The organism is Azoarcus sp. TTM-91, from assembly GCF_012911025.1.
Lineage (GTDB): Bacteria > Pseudomonadota > Gammaproteobacteria > Burkholderiales > Rhodocyclaceae > Azoarcus.
This window is the reverse complement of record NZ_WUEI01000010.1, coordinates 55,668-77,096: the sequence shown is the minus strand read 5'-3', so window position 1 is coordinate 77,096 and position 21,429 is coordinate 55,668. Positions and strand designations below refer to the sequence as shown.

Below are 21,429 nucleotides of genomic sequence, written 5' to 3'. Positions count from 1 at the left end.
TTCCCACGGCTCTTCTGCCGTCGCTTCCGGAGGCTGCGCATGGATCTCGACCTCGGCACCATCAAGGACTACTTCACCGGCCTGCAGGGCCGCATCGTCAGCGCACTGGAAGCTTTCGACGGCCAGCCCTTCCGCAGCGACGCCTGGGAGCGCCCCGGCGGCGGTGGCGGCCTGACCCGCGTCATCGAGGGCGGCGACTTCTTCGAGCGCGGCGGCGTCAATTTTTCCCATGTGATGGGCGCCGGCATGCCGGCCTCCGCCACCGCCCACCGGCCGGAACTGGCCGGCCGCCGCTTCGAGGCGATGGGCGTCTCGCTGGTGCTGCATCCGCGCAATCCCTACTGCCCCACGGTGCACATGAACGTGCGCTGCTTCGTCGCCCTGGCCGACGGCAAGGCGCCGGTGTGGTGGTTCGGCGGCGGCATGGACCTCACGCCCTACTACGCCTTTGAAGAAGACGTGCGCCACTTCCACGCCGCCTGCAAGGCGGCGGTGCTGCCCTTCGGCGGCGAAACCGAATACCGCCGGCTCAAGGAATGGTGCGACGACTACTTCTTCCTCAAGCACCGCAACGAAGCCCGCGGCGTCGGCGGCCTGTTCTTCGACGACCTCGGCGCCGACGGCAGCACGCCTTTCGACAGCGCCTTCGGCCTAACCCGCTCGGTGGGCGATGCCTTCATCGATGCCTACCTGCCCATCGCCAGTCGCCGCCGCGAACTGCCCTGGGGCGAGCGCGAGCGCGACTTCCAGGCCTACCGCCGCGGCCGCTACGTGGAATTCAACCTGGTGTTCGACCGCGGCACCCTGTTCGGCCTGCAGTCCGGCGGCCGCACCGAATCCATCCTGATGTCCATGCCGCCGGAAGTTAAGTGGCGCTACGACTGGCGTCCGGAACCGGGCAGCGCCGAGGCGCGGCTGCAGGAGGAATTCCTGGTGCCGCGCGACTGGGCCTGAGTGGAGACGGAATGAAAAAAGGGGCGATCGGATCGCCCCTTTTTCCTTGTTGCCGCTTCTGCCTCAGCCAGCCACCCGAACCGCCGCCGCGCGATAGTGGCGCTGCGCTTCTTCCGGCCGCTCCAGCTGTTCCAGCAGGCTGGCCAGCGCCAGGTGGGTATCTATGGTCGGCGCCAGGCTGAGCGAAGCCTCCAGGTAACTCTGCGCCTTGCCCCACAGTTGGGCGCCCATGCACAGCCGCCCCAGCGAGAACAACAGGCCGGCGTCCCGCGGCTGGCGCTTCAACCAGCCCTCGCCCTTGGCCAGGCAGGCGACCGGATCGCCCTCGCCATCGCCGCAGTGGGCGTACAGACGGGCCAGCCCGCTGTCCCACTCCTCGTCCAGCAGGCGCTCCAGCGTGCGCCGCGCCGCCGGGCCTTCCCCGGCCGCGGCCAGCAGCGGCATGGCGCGCTCGACCAGACGGCGATCCTGCAATTCATCCGCCGGGATCTCCAGCCAATACGCCGCCAGCGCGGCGCGGTCGGCCGCCAGCTCCTTCAGCCGTTCCACATGGGCGCGGCGGATCAGCGGCGCGGCCTGCTCGTCGGACAAGGCCTTGTGCTTGTGCAGTTGGCGGGTCAGGCGCAGCGCTTCATCCCAGCGCTCCAGTGCGGACGCCACCCGCAGCGCCAGCCGCAGCGCGGCGATGTGGCGATGGCCGGCCAGCTTGAGCATCTCCAGGCGCTCCGCCGCTTCTTCGAAGCGCCGCCCTTCCACCGCCAGCTCGGCTTCGGTCATCAGCCGCGCCACCCGCGCTTCCTCGCCGCTGTCGGCGGCATGGCCGATCCAGATGCGGTAGCGAGTGTCGTCGCGCATCGCATGCGCGGCGCGCGCCGCCACCAGCGCGGCCATGGCCGGGCTTTCACCGGAAGAGAACGCGTTGGAGGCAAACTTCAGCGCCTGGGAGAAACGGCCCTCGAACAAGGTGCGCAGCGCTTCGCGCAGCGCGCGGCCCGCCTTCTCGCGCCGGCGGCGCTCACGCCACTGCACAACCCGGCGCGGCAGCCCCATGGTGCGGCTGATGAGCCGCAACACCGCATAAGCCAGCAGAAAGCCGAGCAGCAGGAGCACGATCAGCAGGTTCAGCGACAGCTGGGCACGCCACGGCGGCAGCACCACCAGCACATAACCGTCGTTGAAACCGGCCGCCATGGCCAGACCCACAGCCAGCGCAAAAATGCCGATAAGCCAGATCAGGGCACGCATGGGCCGTACCTCAGCGCTGCGGCGCCGCAGCGCCGTTGCCCTGGCCATTCGCCGGGCGCGCGGCCTCTGCAGCCGGCGGGCGCAGATCGCCGGCCCGCGCCTGCAGCACGCGCAGCGCGGCGAAGCTCTCGTTCAGGCTGAGGCGCTGCACCGACACCGGCACAACCTCCAGCACGCGCAGCTCTTCGATCGCCTCCTTGACCCGCGGGTCGCGCAGGTCGAAGAAGCGCTCCATCCAGTTGCGCGCCTGGGCAAGGTCGGCTGCATAGGTGCGGCCATCCCGCGCCAGCAGCGCCAGACGGGCGGTCAGCAGGCGGATCTTCAGGTTCTCGCGCAGGAAAGTGCTCTGCGCCGGCGCCAGCAGCACCGGCTCGGTCTGGTCGAGGCGTTCGACACGCACCAGGTCGCGCAGCTCGTGCCAGACGTCGCGCGCCAGTTCGCCGACGAAGGCCAGCACCGCCGCGGCCTTGCTGTCCCCACTTTCCACCGGCGCAGCAGCCTGGTTTTCCTGGCTGACTGCCGCTTCGCCTGCGAAGGCCAGCGGCAGCGCGTCAGCGCGTTCCAGCAGACGCTCCAACCGCAGGGCGACGCCCGGCACATCCACATCGGGCTGCCGTTTCAGCTGTTCGATGTCGTTGGACAGGGCACGGCGCAGCGGTGCCAGCTGGCCACGGTCGCTGGCCGCCAGGCGGGCCTCGGCGCCCTGCAGGGCGATCAGCGCGGCTTCCAGGTTGCCGGCAAGCTGCAGCTGCTGGGCGGCGATGGAGATCGCCTGCTCCACTTCGGCCACCACCCGGTCCTCGCGGGAACGGGAGAACTCCTGGTACAGCGCCTCCAGCGCGGCAGCCTGACCTTCGCTTGCCTCCACCTTGGATTCCAGCGCACCCAGCTTGCCCTGCAGGGTGGCGAGGGCTTCCTGCTGCTGCCGGTTCAGGGCGCGCACCTCGGTCGCCGCGGTATCGCTCTCGGCCAGCCGGCGCGCCAGCTCCTCGCGTGCCTGGGTATTACGCTGACGGGTGTCCCAAGCCTGCCAGCCTGCCACCGCGGCAGCGATGAGCGCGATCACGGCAAGCAGGAGGGCCCAGCCGCCGGCACCACTGCGGGACGGCTCGGACGTCGCGGCTGGGGCAGGCCTGGGGGGCTGGGAAGACACCGCATCGCCGGGCGATGCGGGCTGGGGGAGTGCGGGGGTTTCGTCGTTCATGCTGAGAGTTTAACCCGGATGTACAGTGATTTTTCCCGTGCGGCGAGCTCGGATACCGCCGCACGGCGCCCTCGGCAGGGCAGGCGGCAATCAGCCCCGCTGCCCGGAGAACGGCGTGGGACGGCCCTGCACATGCCGCTGGAATATTAACGTCATCAGCCCGCCGCATCCCGCAGCAATGCGGCCAAAACACCGTCATCGCCAGCGTCGCAGCAGATGACGCGCCTGAAGCCGGCCGCCTCGGCCGCCGCCGCGATACGGGCGTGAGGAGCAATCACGCAGACACCGGCCAGCACCGCCAGACCTTGTTCACCGACCATGGTCACGAAGTTGCCCACACCCTCGCTGCTGGTCAACACCAGGGCGTGGAGGCGGCCATCGGCGGCATCGGCGATCAAGGACGCCGGACTGCACTGCGGAACGCGGCGCCGGTAGCAGCTTACGTAATCGACCGCCGCGCCCCGCGCAAGCAGGGTTTCCCCGAGCAGGTCGCGGCCGCCGTCACCGCGGAAGATCACCACTCGCCGGCCGCGCACCGCCGCTTCGGCAAAGGCGGGCAGGCTGAGCACCGCCTCGCTGTCGAAACCTTGGTCGGGGGCGACCACATTCCGGAAGCCGCGCCGGGCCAACGCCCCCTCGCTGCCCTTGCCCACCGTTGCCACCACGGTATGCGCCGGCCACGCGCGGCGCGGCAGGATGAAGTCCAGTGCATGGGCAACCGCGTTCGGGCTGACGAAGAAGGCAAGGTCATAATCCTGCAGGCTCGCCGTTGCCGCTTGCAGGCCGGCGGCATCTTCAAGCGCAGCGATCTCGATGACCGGGAACCGGATCGCCTCGCCGCCCAACCGGGCAATGGCTTCGCACAGCGACTCCGCCTGCCCGGTCGGGCGGGTGACGACGACGCGGCGCCCGCTCAGCGGCAGGTCCTGAAGACGCGTCGAGTCCATCTCCATGATCCGGGCTGCGGCAAATGCGGACGCTGCTAGCCCAGGCTGGCCAGCAACGCCTCCGCGCCCTGCTCCCGCAGCGAGGCAGCCAGGGCCGCGCCCAGCGCCTCGGCATCCGCCGGCGCGCCGCACTGCTCCGCGCGCAGGATCTCGCTGCCGTCCGGCCGGGCGACAAACCCGCGCAGCCACAACTGGCCGTCCCTCACTTCGGCGTAGGCGCCCAGTGGCACCTCGCAACTGCCCGCCAGCGCCCGCGCCACCGCGCGCTCCGCACGCACGCAGGCCGAGGTGTCGGCATCATTGAGCGGCGCCAGCCATTGCAGCAGTTCCTGCCGGCCGGCGAGGCATTCGATGCCCAGCGCGCCCTGGCCAGCCGCCGGTAGCGAGGTCTCCGCCGGCAACACCCCGCGGATACGGGAACCGAGCCCCAGCCGCGTCAAGCCGGCAGCGGCGAGGATGATCGCGTCGTACTGGCCTTCGTCCAGCTTGCGCAGCCGGGTATCCAGGTTGCCGCGCAGACTGGTGACGCCGAGGAAGGGGTAGTGAGCGTGCAGCTGCGACTCACGTCGCAGCGAGGAGGTGCCCACCACCGTACCCGGCGGCATGTCGGCCAGGCTCTCGTAGCGGTTGGAAACGAAGGCATCCAGCGGCACTTCCCGCTCGGAGATGCAGGCCAGGGTGAAGGCCTCGCCCATCTCCATCGGCACGTCCTTCATCGAATGCACCGCGATGTCGGCGCGGCCATCCAGCAGCGCGGTTTCCAACTCCTTCACGAACAGACCCTTGCCGCCCACCTTGGCCAGCGGACGGTCCAGAATCTGGTCGCCACGGGTGGTCATGCCCAGCAATTCGACCTGGCAGGAGGGATACAATGCCTCGAGTCTGGCCTTGACGTGCTCCGCCTGCCACAAGGCAAGGCGACTTTCGCGGGTAGCGATGACGATACGCTCGGGCGCGGCGGAAGTGGAACCGGATTGGGCAACGCTCACGATAAGGAACTCATGCGGGATAGGAATCTGGCGCCGGGCCTCACAACCACGGTCTTGAAGCAGACCGCCCGACCCGGCGTTACGGTGGCATCAGGGTTCGCACCAATAGTGCGGAAGCTGGCGTGGATTCTAGCATGCGTGCCCGCTGCCCTCGCCGCGGCGCCCAGCCTGCCACCCGCCACCGACTTCAGCCGCGACGCCGCTGCCCTGCATGCCGAAGGCCGGGTTCTGGTCGTGCTGTACAGCCGTTCGGATTGCCACTGGTGCGAACAGGCCAGGGCTTACCTGGCACCCATGGATGAAGAGGCGGCCACGCGGGGGCTAGCCCGGTATCGCCAGATAGACATCGACTCGGGCCGCCCGCTCACCGCATTCGATGGCCGCAGCACCACCCACCGCGCCTTCGCCGCGCAACGGGAGGTGCGCCTCGCCCCCACGGTTGCGTTCTACGCCCCGGACGGCAGCCTGCTCGGAGAGAACATCGTGGGCATGCGCCTGCCGGATTTTTATGGCCAGTACCTGGCCGACGCCCTACACGCCGCCGCGGCCCGCCTGCGCCGGACCGAACACTGACCCTCCTCCCTTCCTCCTCCCGCTCTCGCCCAAACCCATGACCCAGGACAAGGACGCGCCGCTGCGCGAAGACATCAGACTGCTCGGCCGCCTGCTCGGCGACACCGTGCGTGACCAGCAAGGCGACGCCAGCTTCGAGTTGGTGGAACGCATCCGCCAGAATTCGGTGCGCTTCCGTCGCGACGACGACCACGCCGCGCGCAAGGAGCTCGAAGGCACGCTGGACGCCCTTTCGCGCGAGCAGACCATCCAGGTCGTGCGCGCCTTCAGTTACTTCTCCCACCTCGCCAACATCGCCGAGGACCAGCACCACATCCGTCGCAGCCGCGCCCACCTGATCGCAGGCTCCGCGCCACGCGAAGGCAGCCTGGCGCACGCGCTGGCCCTGGCTTTCGCCGACGGCAAGACCACGCCGGCCGCCCTCGCCGGCTTTCTCGGCGAAGCCCTGATCTCGCCGGTGCTCACTGCGCATCCCACGGAGGTTCAGCGCAAGAGCATCCTCAACTGCCAGACAGTGATCGCCCGTCTGCTGGACGAGCGCGATCGCAAGCAGCTCACGCCGGAAGAAAGCGAGGCCAACGGCGAGGCCCTGCGCCGCGCGGTGCTCACCCTGTGGCAGACCCGGATGCTGCGGCCGGCCAAGCTGTCGGTGGTGGACGAGGTGAACAACGGCCTCTCCTATTTCGAGACCACTTTCCTGCACGAACTCCCCCGCCTCTACGCCAACCTGGAAGACCGCCTGGCCGCGGCCGACCCGACGCTGGGCAAGCAGGAGTTGCCCGCCTTCCTGCAGGTCGGTAACTGGATAGGTGGCGACCGCGACGGCAACCCCTTCGTCACCGCCGACATCCTGGAGCAGGCGCAGGCCATGCAAGCCAGCGTCGCCCTCCGCCATTACCTGGACGAGTTGCACACGCTGGGCTCCCAGCTGTCGCTCGCTCTCGGCCTGGTCAGCGCCTCCGACGCCCTGCTGGCGCTGGCCCAGGGATCGCCGGACAGCTCGCCGCACCGCAGCGACGAACCCTATCGCCTGGCCCTCGCCGGCATCCACGCCCGCGTCGCCGCCACCCATCGCGCGCTGATCGGCACCGAGCCCATCGGCCACGCCGCCGACCACGCCCAACCGTACGACAGCGCCCAGGCGCTGCTGGAGGACCTCGACGTCATCCACCGCTCGCTGGTCGCCAACGGCTCCGCCACCCTGGCGCGCGGCCGCCTGCGCCACCTCCGCTGCGCGGTGCGGGTGTTCGGCTTCCACCTTGCGCCCATCGACCTGCGGCAGAACTCCGATGTGCACGAGCGCACCGTCGCCGAACTGCTGGAAGTCGCCCGCCCCGGCAGCGCCTACCTGAGCCTGGACGAAACCGCCCGCTGCGCCATGCTGCTGGAAGAGCTGGCCACCCCGCGGCCACTCGCCTCGCCGCATGTGCACTACAGCGAGGAAACGGAATCCGAGCTGGAGATCTTTCGCGCCGCCCGCGAAGCCCACCGCCGCTACGGCCGCAACGCCATCCGCAACTGCATCATTTCCAAGACCGACGACGTCTCCGATCTGCTGGAACTCGCCCTGCTGCTGAAGGAAGCCGGACTGCTGCGGCCGCATGAATCCGCGCTGGACGTGAATCTGGTACCGCTGTTCGAAACCATAGGCGACCTCGAGAACGCCGCCAGCGTCATGGAGCGCCTGTTCTCGCTGCCGCTCTACCGCAAGCTGCTGGAAGCGGCCGGTAACACCCAGGAAGTGATGCTGGGCTACTCCGACAGCAACAAGGACGGCGGCTTCCTCACCTCCGGCTGGGCGTTGTACAAGGCCGAGGGCGAACTGGTGGACGTGTTCGCCCGCCACGGCGTGCGCATGCGCCTCTTCCATGGCCGCGGCGGCTCCGTCGGCCGCGGCGGCGGCCCCAGCTACCAGGCCATCCTGGCGCAACCGGACGGCGCGGTGCAGGGCCAGATCCGGCTGACCGAGCAGGGCGAAGTGATCGCCGCCAAGTACGGCAACCCGGAAGTCGGCCACCGCAACCTGGAAGTGCTGGTTGCCGCCACGCTGGAAGCCAGTCGGCGCCCAGGAAGCGCCGCCCCCACACCGCCGGAATTCCTGGATACGATGCAGGCGCTGTCGGATGCCGCCTTCGCCGCTTACCGCGGTTTGGTTTATGAAACCGAGGGCTTCGAACAGTACTTCTGGGAATCCACCGTGATCGCCGAGATCGCCGGCCTCAACATCGGCTCCCGCCCGGCCTCGCGCAAGAAAGGCACCAGCATCGAAGACCTGCGTGCCATTCCCTGGGTGTTCTCCTGGTCCCAGTGCCGGCTGATGCTGCCGGGCTGGTTCGGCTTCGGTTCAGCGGTGAAACGGTACCTCGCCTCCAACCCCAAGGACGGCCTCGCCCGCCTACAGGCGATGCACAAGGACTGGTCCTTCTTCACCACCCTGCTGTCCAACATGGACATGGTGCTGTCCAAGACCGACCTCGCCATCGCCTCCCGCTATGCCGAACTGGTCAAGGATGCCGAACTGCGCGAGACAATCTTCAACCGCATCCGCAGCGAATGGCAGGACACGGTGGACGCCCTGCTCGCCATCACCCGCCAGCAGGAACTGCTGGCCGACAATCCGCTGCTGAAGCGCTCCATCCGCAACCGCTTCCCCTACCTGGACCCGCTCAACCACGTCCAGGTGGAACTGCTGCGGCGCCACCGCGAACAAGGCGACGACGAGCGCCTGCGCGTCGGCATCCACATCTCGATCAACGGGATCGCCGCCGGCCTGCGCAACAGCGGCTGAAGCCCCACCCAGGCCAATGAAAAGGCCCGGCCGCGGTTCTTGCACCGCGGCCGGGCCTTTTTCCCTTTTCCCGCGGCTACCGCAGGCCTGCCGTCGTCAGAGGGCGCCTCAAAGACCCAACGCCTGCCGCACCACAGGCCACTGCCGCCGGCTGACCGGCAAGCGCTCCGGCAACCCCGCCAGCAACACCTCCCAATGCGCCTCGCCTTCGGTATCGCCCACCCTCTCCACCCCCTGGATCGCGGCGCGGGCCACCAGGCAGTTTCGGTGTATGCGCAGGAAGCGGTCGCAGAACTCCTGCTCGATCTGCACCAGCGATTCATCTAGCACGAACTCCCGCTCCACCGTCTTCGCCGTCACATACTTCAGTTCCGCCTTCAGGTAGCGCACATCCTCCACCGGCAGCAGCAGGATGCGGCCGCGCTCGCTGACGCCGAAGTGTCGCCGTTCACCGGACGCGGCGGAGGAGGCCGGCTCGGCCTGCTGGGGACGCAGCCCGCGCACCTTGCCCAGCGCCGCTGCCAGGCGCTCGGCGCGGACCGGCTTCACCAGGTAGTCAGTCGCCGCCAATTCGAAGGCCTGTACCGCGTACTGGTCATACGCCGTCGTGAATACCACCACCGGCGCCTGCGGCAGGCGGCCTAGTTCCCGCGCCAGTTCCACGCCGTCCATCACCGGCATGCGGATGTCGGCAAGTACCACATCCACGCCGCCGGCCTCGACCAGGCGCAAGGCCTCCACGCCATTGGCCGCCATGCCGGCAACGACATTGGGCTGGACTGCGGCGATGTCGCCGAGCAGGTCGCGAAGGCGCGAGCGCGCCGGCGCTTCGTCGTCGACGATCAGGACACGCAGCGGAAGATCGCTCATGGGGTAACGCTCCTGAAGGGTAGATGCAAACGGACGCGATAGCGCCCTTCACCGCTTTGTATATGCAATCCGGCTTCAATGTCGAAAAAGAGTGTTAGCCGCTCGCGGATATTGTCCAGCGCCATCTGGTTGCCGGCGCGCTGGCGGGCAGTGTCCGACAAGGGGTTGTCCACCTCGAGCCGCAACTCCTTGCCCCTGCGCTGTACGCGCACCACGATCTCAGCCTCCTCCTCGCAAGGCTCGATACCGTGATAAACCGCGTTCTCCAGCAAGGGCTGCAGCAGGAGCGGCAGCACCAGCGCCTGCTCGGGGCAAAGGCCATCCGCCGAAGGCGGGTCGATCTCCCAGCGCACGCTCAGGCGCTCCCCCAGACGCAAGCGCTCCAGGTCCAGATAACGCTCGCATAACGACAGTTCTTCCGCCAGCGGAACAAGTTCCCGGTTGTCCCTCATCAGTACGCGGAACAAGTCCGCCAACTCCTCCAGCGCGCGCTCCGCCCGGCGCGGATCGGAACGGATCACGCCGAGCACGCCGTTGATGCTGTTGAACAGGAAGTGGGGGCGTATGCGCGCGGTGAGCGCCAGCAGGCGGGCCTCGGTCAGCGCAGGGGAATACAGGCGATGGCGGTAATCGAAATAGAGCAGCGCGACTACCGCGGCCCCGGCGGCCCATGCCAGCTCCTGCCCGGGGAAGCCGCCGTAGGCGGAGAGCAGGGGCCATGCCAGCAGCACTGCCCCCTGCGACGCAGCCAGCACGATGACGGGCGCCCAGCGCGGCCCGGCGATCTGTATGGCCGGCCCCAGTGCGTAGAGCAACAGTACCGCCAGGAACAGCGGCGGCTCCACATAGCCGGCCATCACGACCAAGCGATCTGCCAGCACCTCCGCCACCATCTCACCCCGCAGCAGCACGGTGAGCAAAGCGAGCAGATTGACCAGCAGCAACACACGCAGGATGACGCCGAGATTACGGAAATCCGGCACCGTGGGCACGGCAGGCGAGCGTGGCTTTTGCTTTATACTTTCCATGGCTTACGCGAGGCGACGACACGCCCGCAGCGACATCGCACGACCGGCCGGACGGTTCCGCCCCGGCCCTCCTCTCCTCAGTACGGACATTATGACAGATACCACCTCGTCGCCCGACAACGCCGCGCAGCCGGGCAAAGCCTGGTCCGGCCGCTTCTCGGAGCCGGTTTCCGACCTCGTCAAACGTTACACCGCCTCAGTCAACTTCGATCAGCGCATGGCCCGCCAGGATATCCGCGGCTCCCTCGCCCATGCCCGCATGCTGGCACGCCAGGGCATCATCGCCGCGGCCGACCTCGCCGACATCGAACGCGGCATGAATCAGATCCTGGGCGAGATCGAGCGTGGCGAGTTCGCCTGGAACCTGGACGACGAGGATGTGCACCTCAACATCGAGAAGCGCCTCACTGCGCTGGTCGGCGATGCCGGCAAGCGCCTGCACACCGGCCGCAGCCGCAACGACCAAGTCGCCACCGATATCCGCCTGTGGCTGCGCGACGCCATCGACACCATCCTTGCCCTGATCGGGGAATTCCAGCGCCAGTTGCTGGACGTCGCCGAAGCAAACGCTGCCACGCCCATGCCCGGCTTCACCCACCTGCAGGTAGCCCAGCCGGTCACCTTCGGCCACCACCTGATGGCCTACTACGAGATGAGCCGGCGCGACGCCGAACGCTTCGCCGACTGCCGCAAGCGCGTGAACCGCCTGCCGCTGGGCAGCGCCGCGCTGGCCGGCACCAGCTACCCGATAGACCGCGAATCGGTCGCCGCCGAGTTGGGCTTCGACGAGGTCTGCTACAACTCGCTGGACGCGGTCAGCGACCGCGATTTCGCCATCGAATTCTGTGCCGCCTCGGCGCTGCTGATGACGCACCTCTCACGCCTGTCCGAAGAGCTCATCCTGTGGATGAGCCCACGCGTCGGCTTCATCGACCTCGCCGACCGCTTCTGCACCGGCTCCAGCATCATGCCGCAGAAGAAAAACCCGGACGTTCCCGAACTCGTCCGCGGCAAGACCGGCCGGGTGAACGGCAGCCTGATCTCCCTGCTCACGCTGATGAAGGGGCAGCCCCTGGCCTACAACAAGGACAACCAGGAGGATAAGGAGCCGCTGTTCGATACCGCCGACACGGTCATCGACACCCTGCGCATCTACGCCGACATGATCACCGGCATCCGGGTGAAGGCGGACGCCATGCTGGGCGCCCTGTCCCAGGGCTACGCCACCGCCACAGATCTGGCCGATTACCTGGTCAAGAAGGGCCTGCCCTTCCGCGACGCCCATGAAGCCGTCGCCCTGGCGGTGCGCGCCGCCGAGCGCCGCGGCTGCGACCTGCCGCAGTTCAGTGCGGCTGAGCTGAAAGCGGCCATGGCCGAAGTGCCAGGCGCCGCCGACCGCCTGGACGAAGACGTGTTCGCGGTGCTCACGGTGGAAGGCTCGCTCGCCTCGCGCAAGCACATCGGCGGCACCGCCCCGGCACAGGTCCGCGCCGCGGTGGCACGGGCACGCGCCCAACTCGGCTGACACGCCTATGGCGGTGGAGCGCATCGGCAAGTACGAGATCCGCCGCCTGCTGGGCGAAGGGGCAACCAGCGCCGTCTTCCTAGCCTGGGACCCCTTCAACCAGCGTGATGTCGCGGTCAAGCGCCTTTACCCCGAAGTCCTGCGCGACCAGGACCGCGGCAGGCTCTATCGCCACCTGCTGCTCAACGAGGCCGCGCTCGCCGGCAAACTGACCCACCCGCACATCGTCGATATCTACGATGCAGTCATCAGCGACGAAGAAGCCTATGTGGTCATGGAATACGTGCCCGGCGGCACGCTGGAAGCACTGACCTCCCCCGGCTCGCTGCCCGCCTTCGACCGGCTGATCGAAATCGTCTTCAAATGCACCCGCGCGCTGGACTATGCCTTCCACCGCGGCGTCACCCACCGGGACATCAAGCCCGCCAATATCCTGCTGGCCGATGCGGCCGGCACCGACATCCGCGTCACCGACTTCGGCGCCGCCCTGCACACCGCCAGCGACACCACGCAGATATCGGGCATCGGTTCACCGGCCTATATGTCGCCGCAACAGGTCCGGGAGATGCCGCTGGACCATCGCACCGACATCTACTCGCTGGGCGTGGTGATGTACCAGTTGCTGACCGGCCACCTGCCCTTCGAATCGGACAACAACTACAGCCTGCTCTACCGCATCGCCCATGAGATTCCTCCGCCCCCCTCCGAGTACCGGCCGGAGGTACCCGAAGCCCTGGACACCATCGTGCGCCGGGCGATGGAAAAAGAGATCGAGAACCGCTACCAGACCTGGGCCGAGTTCTCCCACGATCTCGCCCTGGCCTTCCGTAACCGCAGCGTCGCCAGCGATCACCACGCCATTCCAGAGGCGGAAAAATTCCAGACACTGCGCGGCATGCCGTTCTTCCGCGAGTTTGCCGACGCGGAGATCTGGGAAGTCATCGGCCTGTCGCAGTGGAGCCGGGTGCAACCCGGTACCGTGGTGATCAAGGAAGGCGAGGCGGGCGACCACTTCTGCTTCCTAGCCGAAGGCGAAGCGAGAGTACGCAAACGCGGCCGCTTGCTGAATGTGCTGACGGCAGGCGAGTGCTTCGGCGAGATGGCGCTGTTTTCCGCCGGCGGAGGCGTGCGCTCCGCCTCGGTCGATGCCACTACGGAGTGTGCGGTCGTCACCATTCGCGGCCGCGCCCTGCAACGAGCCTCGGACACCTGTCGCATGCACTTCTACAAGGCCTTCCTCGAGGTGCTGTCCACCCGCCTCTCGCTGGCCAGTTCCCGGATTGCCAATCTGTGAGCATCGAGGACTTGCTTCCCGCCATTGCGGAAGCCCTCCATCAGGCCGGCGGCCAACGTGTCCAACTGATTTCGGCGACACCTGCCGGCGGGAGCACTCCAGCGCTGGACGTGAGGGGCAAAGGCGTGAGGCTCTTTGTCAAACTGGCCGACATCACCGCAGCCGACCGCCTGGAGGCCGAAGCCGATGGCCTTGCCGCCCTTGCAGCCGTTGGTACCTTCCGCATTCCCGCGGTCCTGGCCCAAGGACACGCCGGTGATCACGCCTTCCTGGTGCTGGAGTACCTCTCTCTGCACCCATTGGCCTCGGCAGAAGAGGGCGAACGTTTCGCCCAGGCCTTGTCTGCCCTTCATGCGACCACCGGCGAGCGCTATGGCTGGCACCGCAGCAACTACCTTGGGCCCACCCGTCAGCCCAACGACGAGCAGGACAACTGGGTGCTCTTCCTGAGTCGACACCGCCTTGCCCCGCTACTGGCGCAGGCAGGCAAAGCCGGCTACAGCCAGGAAATAGAACGCCCCGGCCTCCGTCTACTCGAGCGCTTGCCCGCCCTCTTCCTGGACTACCGGCCAGCGCCATCGCTACTGCATGGCGACCTCTGGCACGGCAATGCCGCGATCACGGTGGACGGAATGCCAGCCCTTTTCGACCCCGCCTGTCACTACGGTGACCGGGAGGCAGAGCTAGCCATGGCGGAACTGTTCGGCGGCTTCCCGAGCGCCTTCTACGCCACCTATCGTCGCCTAGCGCCGCTGTCCGCGGAGTACGAACTCAGGAAGCTGGCCTACCAACTCCACCACCTCCTCAACCATTTGCATATCTTCGGAAAAGCCTACGCAGGTCAGGTTCAACGGCTGCTGGCCCAATTGCTAAGGGAGCTGTCCTGAACGGCAATAAAGCCATCATCCCAGGAAACCCTGTCCCTTTTGCTGCTATCCTCTCCGCCCCCGGTGTCGAGTGTTTTTACACTCCAAATATCTGGCCATCTCAAAAAAATAAAACCCTTTTAAATTCATTGCCTTAAAAACACCAAGAAAACGGGCGCACTTTTTGCTCCAACTTGGTGCAATAGACCGACCGTGGCAATCTGCACAGTCCATCGGTGCCGACAACCGCTACGATGCGCGTCAAAATGAACATTTTTGCAGGCCTGACACCATGACCGAGCACGAGCAACACCTGGAAGCCAAGCAGTCTCCTCAGGATTTGCGCCGTCGCCTTCTGAAGGCGGGGGCCGCCTCAGCTCCAGTGATCATGAGCTTGTCAGCAAAGTCGGCGCTGGCTCAGGGCACCTGCGTTTCCCCCTCCGCTTTCGCCTCCGTCCGTGCCAATGCGCTGACCAGCAACGCCCCGGAAACCTTGAGCGAGTGCCACTCCCATGGTTACTGGAAAACCCACTCCTGGCCTTTCGGCGCAAGCCAAAACACCCTCTTCTCCAGCGTGTTCGCCCAACCCGGCGGCCCGGCAGGCAAGATCAACAAGGCAGCGATTTCTTTTAGTGCCCTCACCCTCTCCCAGGCGCTGAACCTGCAGGGCGGTGCGGGTGAGAGCATTACCACCGACTACACCCGGGACATCGTCAGCGCCTACCTGGACGCCCTGGCGGGCAACCTAAAGATAGGCACCGGCACCGCGGACACCGTCGCCATCCTTCAAGACATGTGGCAACTCGCCATCGTGACTGGCACGTGGTCTACGCCTTGGGGCGGCACCTGGGGCCGGACGGATGCCCGCGCCTATCTGGATGTTCTGGTCGGCAGCAGCAACCTTTGATTCCGGGCCCCTGACTCCAGGCCCCTGACTCCAGGCCCCTGATTCCCAGACTGCCCTTGTCGAGCTATCACTGCAATCCAAACGCCTTTATCGTTCGCTTTTTCGAAGAAGACGCGGTGCTCTTTCACAAAGCGAACGGCTCAACCCATCATCTTCCGCCTCTAGCAAGCTATCTGCTCGGGGAACTGCTGCGCAGCCCCGCTTCTTACGAGGCATTGACTGGCGCGCTCCTTGACGATGATGAGGATCGTGGCATATTAAGCAGCCAGATAGACGAAACGCTGGACGACCTATGCCGGCTCGGATTGATCAGCCGACACCCCTGAATCTCCCCTCCACGCCGCTCTCCTCACTGACCGAAGCCCAGGTCCGGGAGCGACTCGAGAACGGCGGCCTGGCACTTCTGACCCCACCTTTCCGCTTCCGGATACGATCGAACGTGGCCGGGCTCGCGGCCACCTTGCGCACGCTGTATGCCGACTTCCCGTTGGGGCAGGAGCAGGGCTTCGACGATTTCACCGTCTCACTGCAGAAAACCCGCCCGTTCCGCCCCAAAGTCCATTTCGAAAGCGATGGCGGCCAACCGTTTGAGCCCCTGCCTCTGTCGCAGGCTTTCCCTATGCTGGAATGGGGCTTCAACTGGTGCATCTCCTCCCATTGCCACAATTACATGATCACCCACGCAGCGGTGATCGAACAAAACGGCTGCACCATCATCCTGCCGGCTCCGCCTGGATCCGGGAAGAGCACCTTATGCGCCTTACTTGTCGGTCATGGCTGGCGCCTGCTTTCTGATGAACTGGCCCTGCTGGATCCGCGCACCGGCCTGCTGACTCCCATCCCGCGTCCGATCAGTCTCAAGAACGCCTCCATCGAGTTGATCCGGCAACGCTACCCGGCGCTGCAACTCGGCTCGCTCGTGAGGGACACCATCAAAGGCACGGTCGGGCATTTTCAGCCGCCGTCAGATAGTGTGGCCAGAAGCGGAGAACCGGGAACGCCTACTCACGTCGTATTTCCACGCTATCGCAGCGGCGCTTCAACTTTGCTCGTGCCACTAGCCCGCGGTGCGGCCTTCATACGGCTGGCACAGAACACCTTCAATTACGATCTGCTGGGACAAACCGGCTTCGAGGCCCTGGGCAAACTGATCGCAAACGTGACCGCATACGACTTCGAATATCAGGATGCCGACGATGCTATCGCCCGCTTCGATTCGCTGGCGAGAGGGGTGTGATGGAGCAGTCGTTGATCGTGGCCGCCCTCACAACGCAGCCGCCAACGGCAGAGCGGAGTCCGGTGGAATGGACCCAGTTGCTACGTCAGGCGCGCATCCTCAACGTGCTGCCTCAACTCGCACGGCGGTACGAGCACGTCACCGGAGTACCACTCGAGGTTGCACGCCACTTCGAATCCGCCCGCCGGATAGCCGAGAGGCTGGCACTGGATGTTCACCGCGAGGCGAGGCGCATCTCCACCGCCCTCCAGCCACTGGACATTCCGGTGGTCTTCCTCAAAGGCGGCGCCTACGTTCTGCGCGATCTGGCCGCAGCACATGGTAGGGTATTCTCGGACCTCGACCTGATGGTCCCCAGGGACGCTGTCGCTGCCGCCGAAGACCGCCTGATCCGGGCCGGCTGGGTGAGTTCCCATCACGACGCCTACGATCAGCGTTATTACCGCCAATGGATGCATGAAATCCCGCCACTACGGCATCTGCACCGCGGCACGATAGTCGACTTGCACCACACCATAACCCCGCCAACATCCCGCTTTCCGGTTCAAGGGGAGAAGCTGCTGGCCACAGCGTACAGCCTGAGCCTGGCTTCCTTTCCGAATGGCCATACGCTGGGAAACACCGACATGGTGCTGCACGCCGCGGTCCATCGTTTCATGGAAGGCGAATGGGCCAACGGATTTCGGGACCTGCTGGACTTGCACCGCCTGCTGGAGGAGTTCGGCAAGGATGCAGACTTTGGCACGGCACTCCTTGCCAGAAGCCAGGAACTCGGCCTGGAAATGCCGCTACGGCAGACCTTGCACCAGCTCAAGCGCATTTTCGCCACGCCCTTACCCCCGGCATTGGAAATTGCCACGCGACCGGGCCCCGTCCGGCCGGGAGAACGCTTGACGGCCATGTTGCTGAGCGAAGCATTGACTCCCCAGGGGCCAGACTCGAAGCCGCCAGAGCGACGGCGAGCCGCAGCGCTGCTCTATTTGCGAGCACACTGGCTAAGGATGCCGCCCCATCTGCTGGCAGCCCATCTATTGCGCAAGGCCTTGCGCCCTACGCACGAAAGCACCGCCTGAACGGCAAAGTTTCGATGGCGCATCAGGAAATAGAGCGCCGGGGCTCAGCTCTCCGGCGCTCCAGGCTCAGTTCTGGGCTGTGCCGACGCCGGCATCAGCCAGCATCTGTTGCAGTTCGCCATTCTGGTACATCTCGCGCAGGATATCCGCGCCGCCGACGAACTCACCACCGATGTAGAGTTGCGGAATCGTCGGCCAGTTGGAGAACTCCTTGATGCCCTGACGAATCGCATCATCGGCAAGCACGTTTACCGCGAAAACCTGGCTAACGCCACAGGCTTTCAGGATCTGGACCGCAGTGGCGGAAAAGCCGCACTGGGGCATTTGCGGCACGCCCTTCATGTAGAGAACGACCGGGTTGGAAGAAACCTGCTCGCGGATGACGTCCTGGATATCCATGCTCTTGCGCCCTGCAAAAAGTTGAGTGAAACAGTCGGAAAAGACTACGCTCTGCCCGCCTGAGCGTCAATGTTGGGGCAGGGAAAGCAATTTCAAGCCCTGCCCAGCCAACGCCCGCCCGAAACCCGCTCTATCCCGGCGAGATCCTTCCACGACGTGATAGCGGCGAACCCTGCATCAGCAAGCAAACTGCGTACCGACATCGCCTGGTCGTAACCGTGCTCCAGGAAAAGCCAGCCGCCCGGATCAAGATGATGCGGCGCTCCGGCGACGATCTCTGCGAGATCGTCCAGCCCAGCAGGCCCCGCCGCCAGCGCAGTCCGAGGCTCGAAGCGCAGATCGCCTTCTTCAAGATGCGGATCAGCTGCTGCAATGTAAGGGGGGTTCGCGACAATCAGTTGGAAACGCTCCTCGCCCAGCCCCGAAAACCAGTCGCTCTGAACGAAGGAGACGCTCGCCCCAAGCTTGGCAGCGTTGGCCATAGCCACCCACAGCGCCTCACGGGAACGATCCAGCGCGGTGACGTCCGCAGCCTCCAACTCGAGTGCCAGCGTCACCGCCAAGGCACCGCTTCCGGTGCCCATGTCCAGCAATCTCAGCCTCGGCTCCCCCGAGAAGTGAGCCAAGGCAAGTTCCACCAGCAGTTCGGTATCCGGACGGGGAATCAGCACGGCAGGCGTCACCATGAAGTTCCGACCGAAAAACTCGCGCTCGCCGACCAGATAAGCCACCGGTTCTCCAGCGACCCGGCGCTCGACCAGGGCACGATAGTCCTCCCATTCCCTGGCCGACAGGCGCTGCTCCGGCCAACCGGCCAAGCGCGCCGCAGTACACTTCAGCACATGGCGCAACAGCACACGGGCATCCATCAGATCTGCCCGCTCCCGAGCCCAAGCAAGGGCTCCCGCTATATCCGGATGAACTCCCGTGTCCGCCACAGCTCACTCCTCGGCTAGCGCCGCCAGCAACTCGGCCTGGTGTTCGAGCACGAGGGCTGCGATGAGTTCGTCCAGTTCGCCGTCCATCACTGCGTCCAGCTTGTAGAGCGTGAGATTGATGCGGTGATCCGTAACCCGCCCCTGCGGAAAATTGTAGGTGCGGATGCGCTCCGAGCGGTCGCCGCTACCGATCAGGCTCTTGCGGGTTGCCGCCTCTGCGCTCTGGCGCTCTCGCAACTCAGCGTCCTGCAACCGGGCGGCCAGCACGGCCATCGCCTGCGCCTTGTTACGATGCTGGGAGCGATCGTCCTGGCACTCGACGACCAAGCCAGTAGGCAGGTGGGTGATGCGCACAGCGGAGTCAGTCTTGTTGATGTGCTGACCGCCGGCCCCCGAGGCGCGGAAGGTGTCGATCCGCAAGTCGGCGGGATTGATCTCCACCTCGGCTACCGCGTCGGCTTCGGGCATCACGGCGACGGTACACGCCGAAGTATGAATGCGCCCCTGGGTTTCGGTAACCGGGATGCGCTGCACCCTGTGGCCGCCGGACTCGAACTTCAGCTGCGAGTAGGCTCCCGCCCCCACCAGACGGGCGATAACCTCCTTGTAACCGCCAAGGTCCGACTCGCTGGCCGATACGATTTCCACCTTCCAACGCTGGCGCTCGGCGTAGCGGGTGTACATGCGCAGCAGATCTGCGGCGAACAGGGCGGCTTCATCTCCACCAGTGCCCGCGCGGATTTCGAGGAAGAGATTGCGCTCGTCGTTGGGGTCTCTCGGCAGCAGGGCTCGCTGCAGATCCTGCTCGAGGGTATCGATGCGGGTCTGCGCAGCCCGGAGCTCCGCATCGGCGAACTCGTGCATTTCCGGGTCACCGAGCAACTCACGGGCTGTCTCGCCATCGGCCTCCGCCTGTCGATAAGCGGCATAGAGCTCGACCACCGGCTCGATCTCCGAGCGCTCCCGGGACAGATCGCGGAAAGCATTCATGTCACGGGCAGCATCTTCGGAAGCCAAGGCCCGGTCGAGTTCCTGCAGGCGGGCACTCAGATATTCGAGCTTGTCGCGGATGCTCTGCTTCATGGCGTCTCAATAATGAAAAAACGCGGGCGCCGCACGGCGCCCGCGATATCCGACTGGCCGCCTACTGATGACGGGAGAGGTTGAACAGGCGCTGAACCAGCAGTCCGGCCTCGGACTGCTCTTCGCCATCAACTTGATTGAGGTAGCGGGTAGGGCCGTGCATGAGCTTGTTGGCCAGCCCATGGGAGAGGCTCTCCAACACCTGCCGGGGATCGTCGCCGCGAGCCAGCAAACGCATTGCCCGCTCCAACTCGGCCTGACGCAGCGCTTCCGCATGCTGCCGCAATGCCCGGATGGTGGGCACCGCGTCACGGGCATGCATCCAGTGAAGGAATCCATCGACACGGCTGTCGATGATCTGTTCTGCTTCCAGCACCGCCTGCTGGCGTGATTCAAGCCCGGCATCCACAACCTGCGCAAGATCGTCGACGGTATAGAGAAACACGTCATCCAGGCCACTGACTTCCGGTTCGATATCGCGGGGTACGGCCAGATCCACCATCACCATCGGGCGGTGCCGACGCGCCTTCACCGCCCGCTCCACCATACCCAATCCGACAATGGGCAAAGGCGCAGCGGTACAGGAGACCACCACATCAAAACGGGAGAGCATCTCTCCCACCAGATCCAGGCGCATGGTCTGGGCGCCGAAACGTGCCGCCAGCGTCTGCCCCCGGGCCTCGGTACGATTCGCGATGGTGATCGACCTAGGTCCCGCTCCAGCGAAATGCGCGGCACAGAGTTCTATCATCTCTCCGGCACCGATGAACAGCACATGCTGGTCAGCGACCCGCTCAAAAATGCGCTCGGTCAAATGCACCGCGGCAGCAGCCATGGAAACGATATTGGCGCCGATCGCCGTCGTGGAGCGCACTTCCTTGGCAACCGCAAAGGTGTTCTGGAACAGCTTGTGCATCAAGGTGCCCAGCGTTCCAGCCTCCTCGGCCCGACGGGCCGCCTCCTTCACCTGCCCGAGAATCTGCGGCTCGCCCAGCACCATTGAATCCAGACCACTTGCCACCCGGAACATATGCCTGATCGCATCGCGCTGCGGATAGGCATACAGATAGGGAGAGACCTCGTTGAGATTCAGGCTGTGAAAGGTGGCCAGCCAGTCGGCCGCATGCTGGGCCTGCTCGGCGGCGAAATAGACTTCAGTGCGATTGCAGGTAGAGAGAATCGCCGCCTCTCGCACCAGATCACTGCGGGTAAGATCGTGCAGCGCACGATCCAGCAGTTCGGGCTGAAACGCCACGCGTTCGCGTATTGCGAGCGGCGCAGTATGGTGATTCAGACCGAGAGCATAAAGTTGCATGCGTTGAAACGGGCAAGCGGATTGAGCGGGATTATAGCACCGCGCCTCTTCCCCAAAGTTTGAGCAAAATCAGCGGCTTCTGGGCAGAGCTACGTGAACGGAAAAAGCGGACCGACTGTTACATCGGTCCGCTTTTCTATTCTTGGTGGCCAGTCGCGGAATCGAACCACGGACACGCGGATTTTCAAGGCATA

The 21,429-nt window shown here is 65.7% G+C and carries 20 protein-coding genes; 10 read left to right on the top strand and 10 right to left on the bottom strand.

The annotated features are described in order from the left end of the window. Positions 1 to 39: 39 nt before the first annotated feature. The gene (hemF, locus tag GRF61_RS05080; RefSeq protein WP_169149621.1) at positions 40 to 954 is read left to right on the top strand and encodes an oxygen-dependent coproporphyrinogen oxidase; all 915 of its coding nucleotides are present in this window, start codon (positions 40 to 42) and stop codon (positions 952 to 954) included. A 63-nt stretch (positions 955 to 1,017) separates the two neighbouring features. On the opposite strand, the gene GRF61_RS05075 is transcribed toward hemF, so the two are convergent. From GRF61_RS05075 to hemC, 4 genes are all read right to left on the bottom strand, one after another. Then, positions 1,018 to 2,199: a heme biosynthesis HemY N-terminal domain-containing protein gene (locus tag GRF61_RS05075; RefSeq protein ID WP_169149620.1), complete on the bottom strand. Its 1,182-nt coding sequence runs from the start codon at positions 2,197 to 2,199 to the stop codon at positions 1,018 to 1,020. A 10-nt stretch (positions 2,200 to 2,209) separates the two neighbouring features. Beyond that, a complete protein-coding gene (locus GRF61_RS05070; protein WP_348982345.1) occupies positions 2,210 to 3,265 on the bottom strand; it encodes a uroporphyrinogen-III C-methyltransferase in 1,056 nt (351 codons plus the stop codon). 293 nt (positions 3,266 to 3,558) lie between these two features. Next, positions 3,559 to 4,356, bottom strand: coding sequence for a uroporphyrinogen-III synthase (locus GRF61_RS05065; RefSeq protein WP_348982344.1), 798 nt, complete (start codon positions 4,354 to 4,356; stop codon positions 3,559 to 3,561). A 29-nt stretch (positions 4,357 to 4,385) separates the two neighbouring features. Next, complete coding sequence (gene hemC, locus GRF61_RS05060) at positions 4,386 to 5,339, bottom strand: hydroxymethylbilane synthase (RefSeq protein ID WP_169149618.1); 954 nt, start codon at positions 5,337 to 5,339, stop codon at positions 4,386 to 4,388. A gap of 138 nt (positions 5,340 to 5,477) precedes the next feature. Here hemC and GRF61_RS05055 point away from each other — a divergent pair, with 138 nt between their 5' ends. Both GRF61_RS05055 and ppc read left to right on the top strand, forming a co-directional pair. Further along, entirely contained in the window at positions 5,478 to 5,912 is a 435-nt protein-coding gene (locus GRF61_RS05055) for a glutaredoxin family protein (RefSeq protein ID WP_169149617.1), read from the top strand. A 37-nt stretch (positions 5,913 to 5,949) separates the two neighbouring features. After that, positions 5,950 to 8,700 carry a phosphoenolpyruvate carboxylase gene (ppc, locus tag GRF61_RS05050; RefSeq protein WP_169149616.1) on the top strand — a complete coding sequence of 917 codons (2,751 nt, stop codon included), beginning with the start codon at positions 5,950 to 5,952 and terminating at the stop codon, positions 8,698 to 8,700. Positions 8,701 to 8,808: 108 nt separating this feature from the next. Here ppc and GRF61_RS05045 read toward each other — a convergent pair whose 3' ends face one another. Together GRF61_RS05045 and GRF61_RS05040 are read right to left on the bottom strand one after the other, a co-directional pair. Then, the gene (locus GRF61_RS05045) at positions 8,809 to 9,570 is read right to left on the bottom strand and encodes a LytTR family DNA-binding domain-containing protein (RefSeq protein ID WP_169149615.1); all 762 of its coding nucleotides are present in this window, start codon (positions 9,568 to 9,570) and stop codon (positions 8,809 to 8,811) included. Then, positions 9,567 to 10,562 carry a histidine kinase gene (locus GRF61_RS05040; RefSeq protein WP_348982343.1) on the bottom strand — a complete coding sequence of 332 codons (996 nt, stop codon included), beginning with the start codon at positions 10,560 to 10,562 and terminating at the stop codon, positions 9,567 to 9,569. The genes GRF61_RS05045 and GRF61_RS05040 overlap by 4 nt, the downstream gene beginning before the upstream one ends. 127 nt (positions 10,563 to 10,689) lie before the next feature. On the opposite strand from GRF61_RS05040, the gene argH reads away from it, so the two are divergent. From argH to GRF61_RS05005, 7 genes are all read left to right on the top strand, one after another. Beyond that, positions 10,690 to 12,123, top strand: coding sequence for an argininosuccinate lyase (gene argH / locus GRF61_RS05035; RefSeq protein WP_169149613.1), 1,434 nt, complete (start codon positions 10,690 to 10,692; stop codon positions 12,121 to 12,123). Positions 12,124 to 12,130: 7 nt separating this feature from the next. Continuing rightward, a complete protein-coding gene (locus tag GRF61_RS05030) occupies positions 12,131 to 13,417 on the top strand; it encodes a serine/threonine-protein kinase (RefSeq protein WP_169149612.1) in 1,287 nt (428 codons plus the stop codon). After that, positions 13,414 to 14,304, top strand: a complete 891-nt coding sequence (locus GRF61_RS05025) for a fructosamine kinase family protein (protein WP_169149611.1) — start codon at positions 13,414 to 13,416, stop codon at positions 14,302 to 14,304. The genes GRF61_RS05030 and GRF61_RS05025 overlap by 4 nt, the downstream gene beginning before the upstream one ends. A 271-nt stretch (positions 14,305 to 14,575) precedes the next feature. Then, the gene (locus GRF61_RS05020; protein ID WP_169149610.1) at positions 14,576 to 15,190 is read left to right on the top strand and encodes a hypothetical protein; all 615 of its coding nucleotides are present in this window, start codon (positions 14,576 to 14,578) and stop codon (positions 15,188 to 15,190) included. A 56-nt stretch (positions 15,191 to 15,246) separates the two neighbouring features. After that, positions 15,247 to 15,516, top strand: coding sequence for an HPr-rel-A system PqqD family peptide chaperone (locus tag GRF61_RS05015; RefSeq protein ID WP_169149609.1), 270 nt, complete (start codon positions 15,247 to 15,249; stop codon positions 15,514 to 15,516). Continuing rightward, entirely contained in the window at positions 15,483 to 16,427 is a 945-nt protein-coding gene (locus tag GRF61_RS05010; protein WP_169149608.1) for an HprK-related kinase A, read from the top strand. Before GRF61_RS05015 ends, GRF61_RS05010 begins: the two co-directional genes overlap by 34 nt. Further along, on the top strand, positions 16,427 to 17,500 hold the full coding sequence (locus GRF61_RS05005; protein ID WP_169149607.1) for a nucleotidyltransferase family protein: 1,074 nt from the start codon (positions 16,427 to 16,429) through the stop codon (positions 17,498 to 17,500). The genes GRF61_RS05010 and GRF61_RS05005 overlap by 1 nt, the downstream gene beginning before the upstream one ends. A 66-nt stretch (positions 17,501 to 17,566) precedes the next feature. Here the strand turns inward: GRF61_RS05005 and grxD are convergent, their stop codons facing one another. The 4 genes from grxD to hemA form a co-directional block, all read right to left on the bottom strand. After that, on the bottom strand, positions 17,567 to 17,899 hold the full coding sequence (grxD, locus tag GRF61_RS05000) for a Grx4 family monothiol glutaredoxin (RefSeq protein WP_169149606.1): 333 nt from the start codon (positions 17,897 to 17,899) through the stop codon (positions 17,567 to 17,569). 92 nt (positions 17,900 to 17,991) lie between these two features. Beyond that, on the bottom strand, positions 17,992 to 18,768 hold the full coding sequence (gene prmC / locus GRF61_RS04995) for a peptide chain release factor N(5)-glutamine methyltransferase (protein ID WP_169149605.1): 777 nt from the start codon (positions 18,766 to 18,768) through the stop codon (positions 17,992 to 17,994). Between the two features lie 72 nt (positions 18,769 to 18,840). Next, entirely contained in the window at positions 18,841 to 19,920 is a 1,080-nt protein-coding gene (prfA, locus tag GRF61_RS04990; RefSeq protein ID WP_169149604.1) for a peptide chain release factor 1, read from the bottom strand. Positions 19,921 to 19,981: 61 nt separating this feature from the next. Next, on the bottom strand, positions 19,982 to 21,235 hold the full coding sequence (gene hemA / locus GRF61_RS04985) for a glutamyl-tRNA reductase (protein ID WP_169149603.1): 1,254 nt from the start codon (positions 21,233 to 21,235) through the stop codon (positions 19,982 to 19,984). Between the last annotated feature and the right edge of the window lie 194 nt (positions 21,236 to 21,429).

Bases quoted from the DNA above. Each gene is read 5' to 3' on its own strand.
- GRF61_RS05030 (WP_169149612.1), top strand. From the start codon at position 12,131: ATGGCGGTGGAGCGCATCGGCAAGTACGAGATCCGCCGCCTGCTGGGC.
- prfA (WP_169149604.1), bottom strand. From the start codon at position 19,920: ATGAAGCAGAGCATCCGCGACAAGCTCGAATATCTGAGTGCCCGCCTG.
- GRF61_RS05010 (WP_169149608.1), top strand. From the start codon at position 15,483: ATGCCGGCTCGGATTGATCAGCCGACACCCCTGAATCTCCCCTCCACG.
- GRF61_RS05045 (WP_169149615.1), bottom strand. From the start codon at position 9,570: ATGAGCGATCTTCCGCTGCGTGTCCTGATCGTCGACGACGAAGCGCCG.
- argH (WP_169149613.1), top strand. From the start codon at position 10,690: ATGACAGATACCACCTCGTCGCCCGACAACGCCGCGCAGCCGGGCAAA.
- hemA (WP_169149603.1), bottom strand. From the start codon at position 21,235: ATGCAACTTTATGCTCTCGGTCTGAATCACCATACTGCGCCGCTCGCA.
- GRF61_RS05005 (WP_169149607.1), top strand. From the start codon at position 16,427: ATGGAGCAGTCGTTGATCGTGGCCGCCCTCACAACGCAGCCGCCAACG.
- GRF61_RS05075 (WP_169149620.1), bottom strand. From the start codon at position 2,199: ATGCGTGCCCTGATCTGGCTTATCGGCATTTTTGCGCTGGCTGTGGGT.
- GRF61_RS05065 (WP_348982344.1), bottom strand. From the start codon at position 4,356: ATGGAGATGGACTCGACGCGTCTTCAGGACCTGCCGCTGAGCGGGCGC.
- hemF (WP_169149621.1), top strand. From the start codon at position 40: ATGGATCTCGACCTCGGCACCATCAAGGACTACTTCACCGGCCTGCAG.
- ppc (WP_169149616.1), top strand. From the start codon at position 5,950: ATGACCCAGGACAAGGACGCGCCGCTGCGCGAAGACATCAGACTGCTC.
- grxD (WP_169149606.1), bottom strand. From the start codon at position 17,899: ATGGATATCCAGGACGTCATCCGCGAGCAGGTTTCTTCCAACCCGGTC.
- GRF61_RS05020 (WP_169149610.1), top strand. From the start codon at position 14,576: ATGACCGAGCACGAGCAACACCTGGAAGCCAAGCAGTCTCCTCAGGAT.
- prmC (WP_169149605.1), bottom strand. From the start codon at position 18,768: ATGGATGCCCGTGTGCTGTTGCGCCATGTGCTGAAGTGTACTGCGGCG.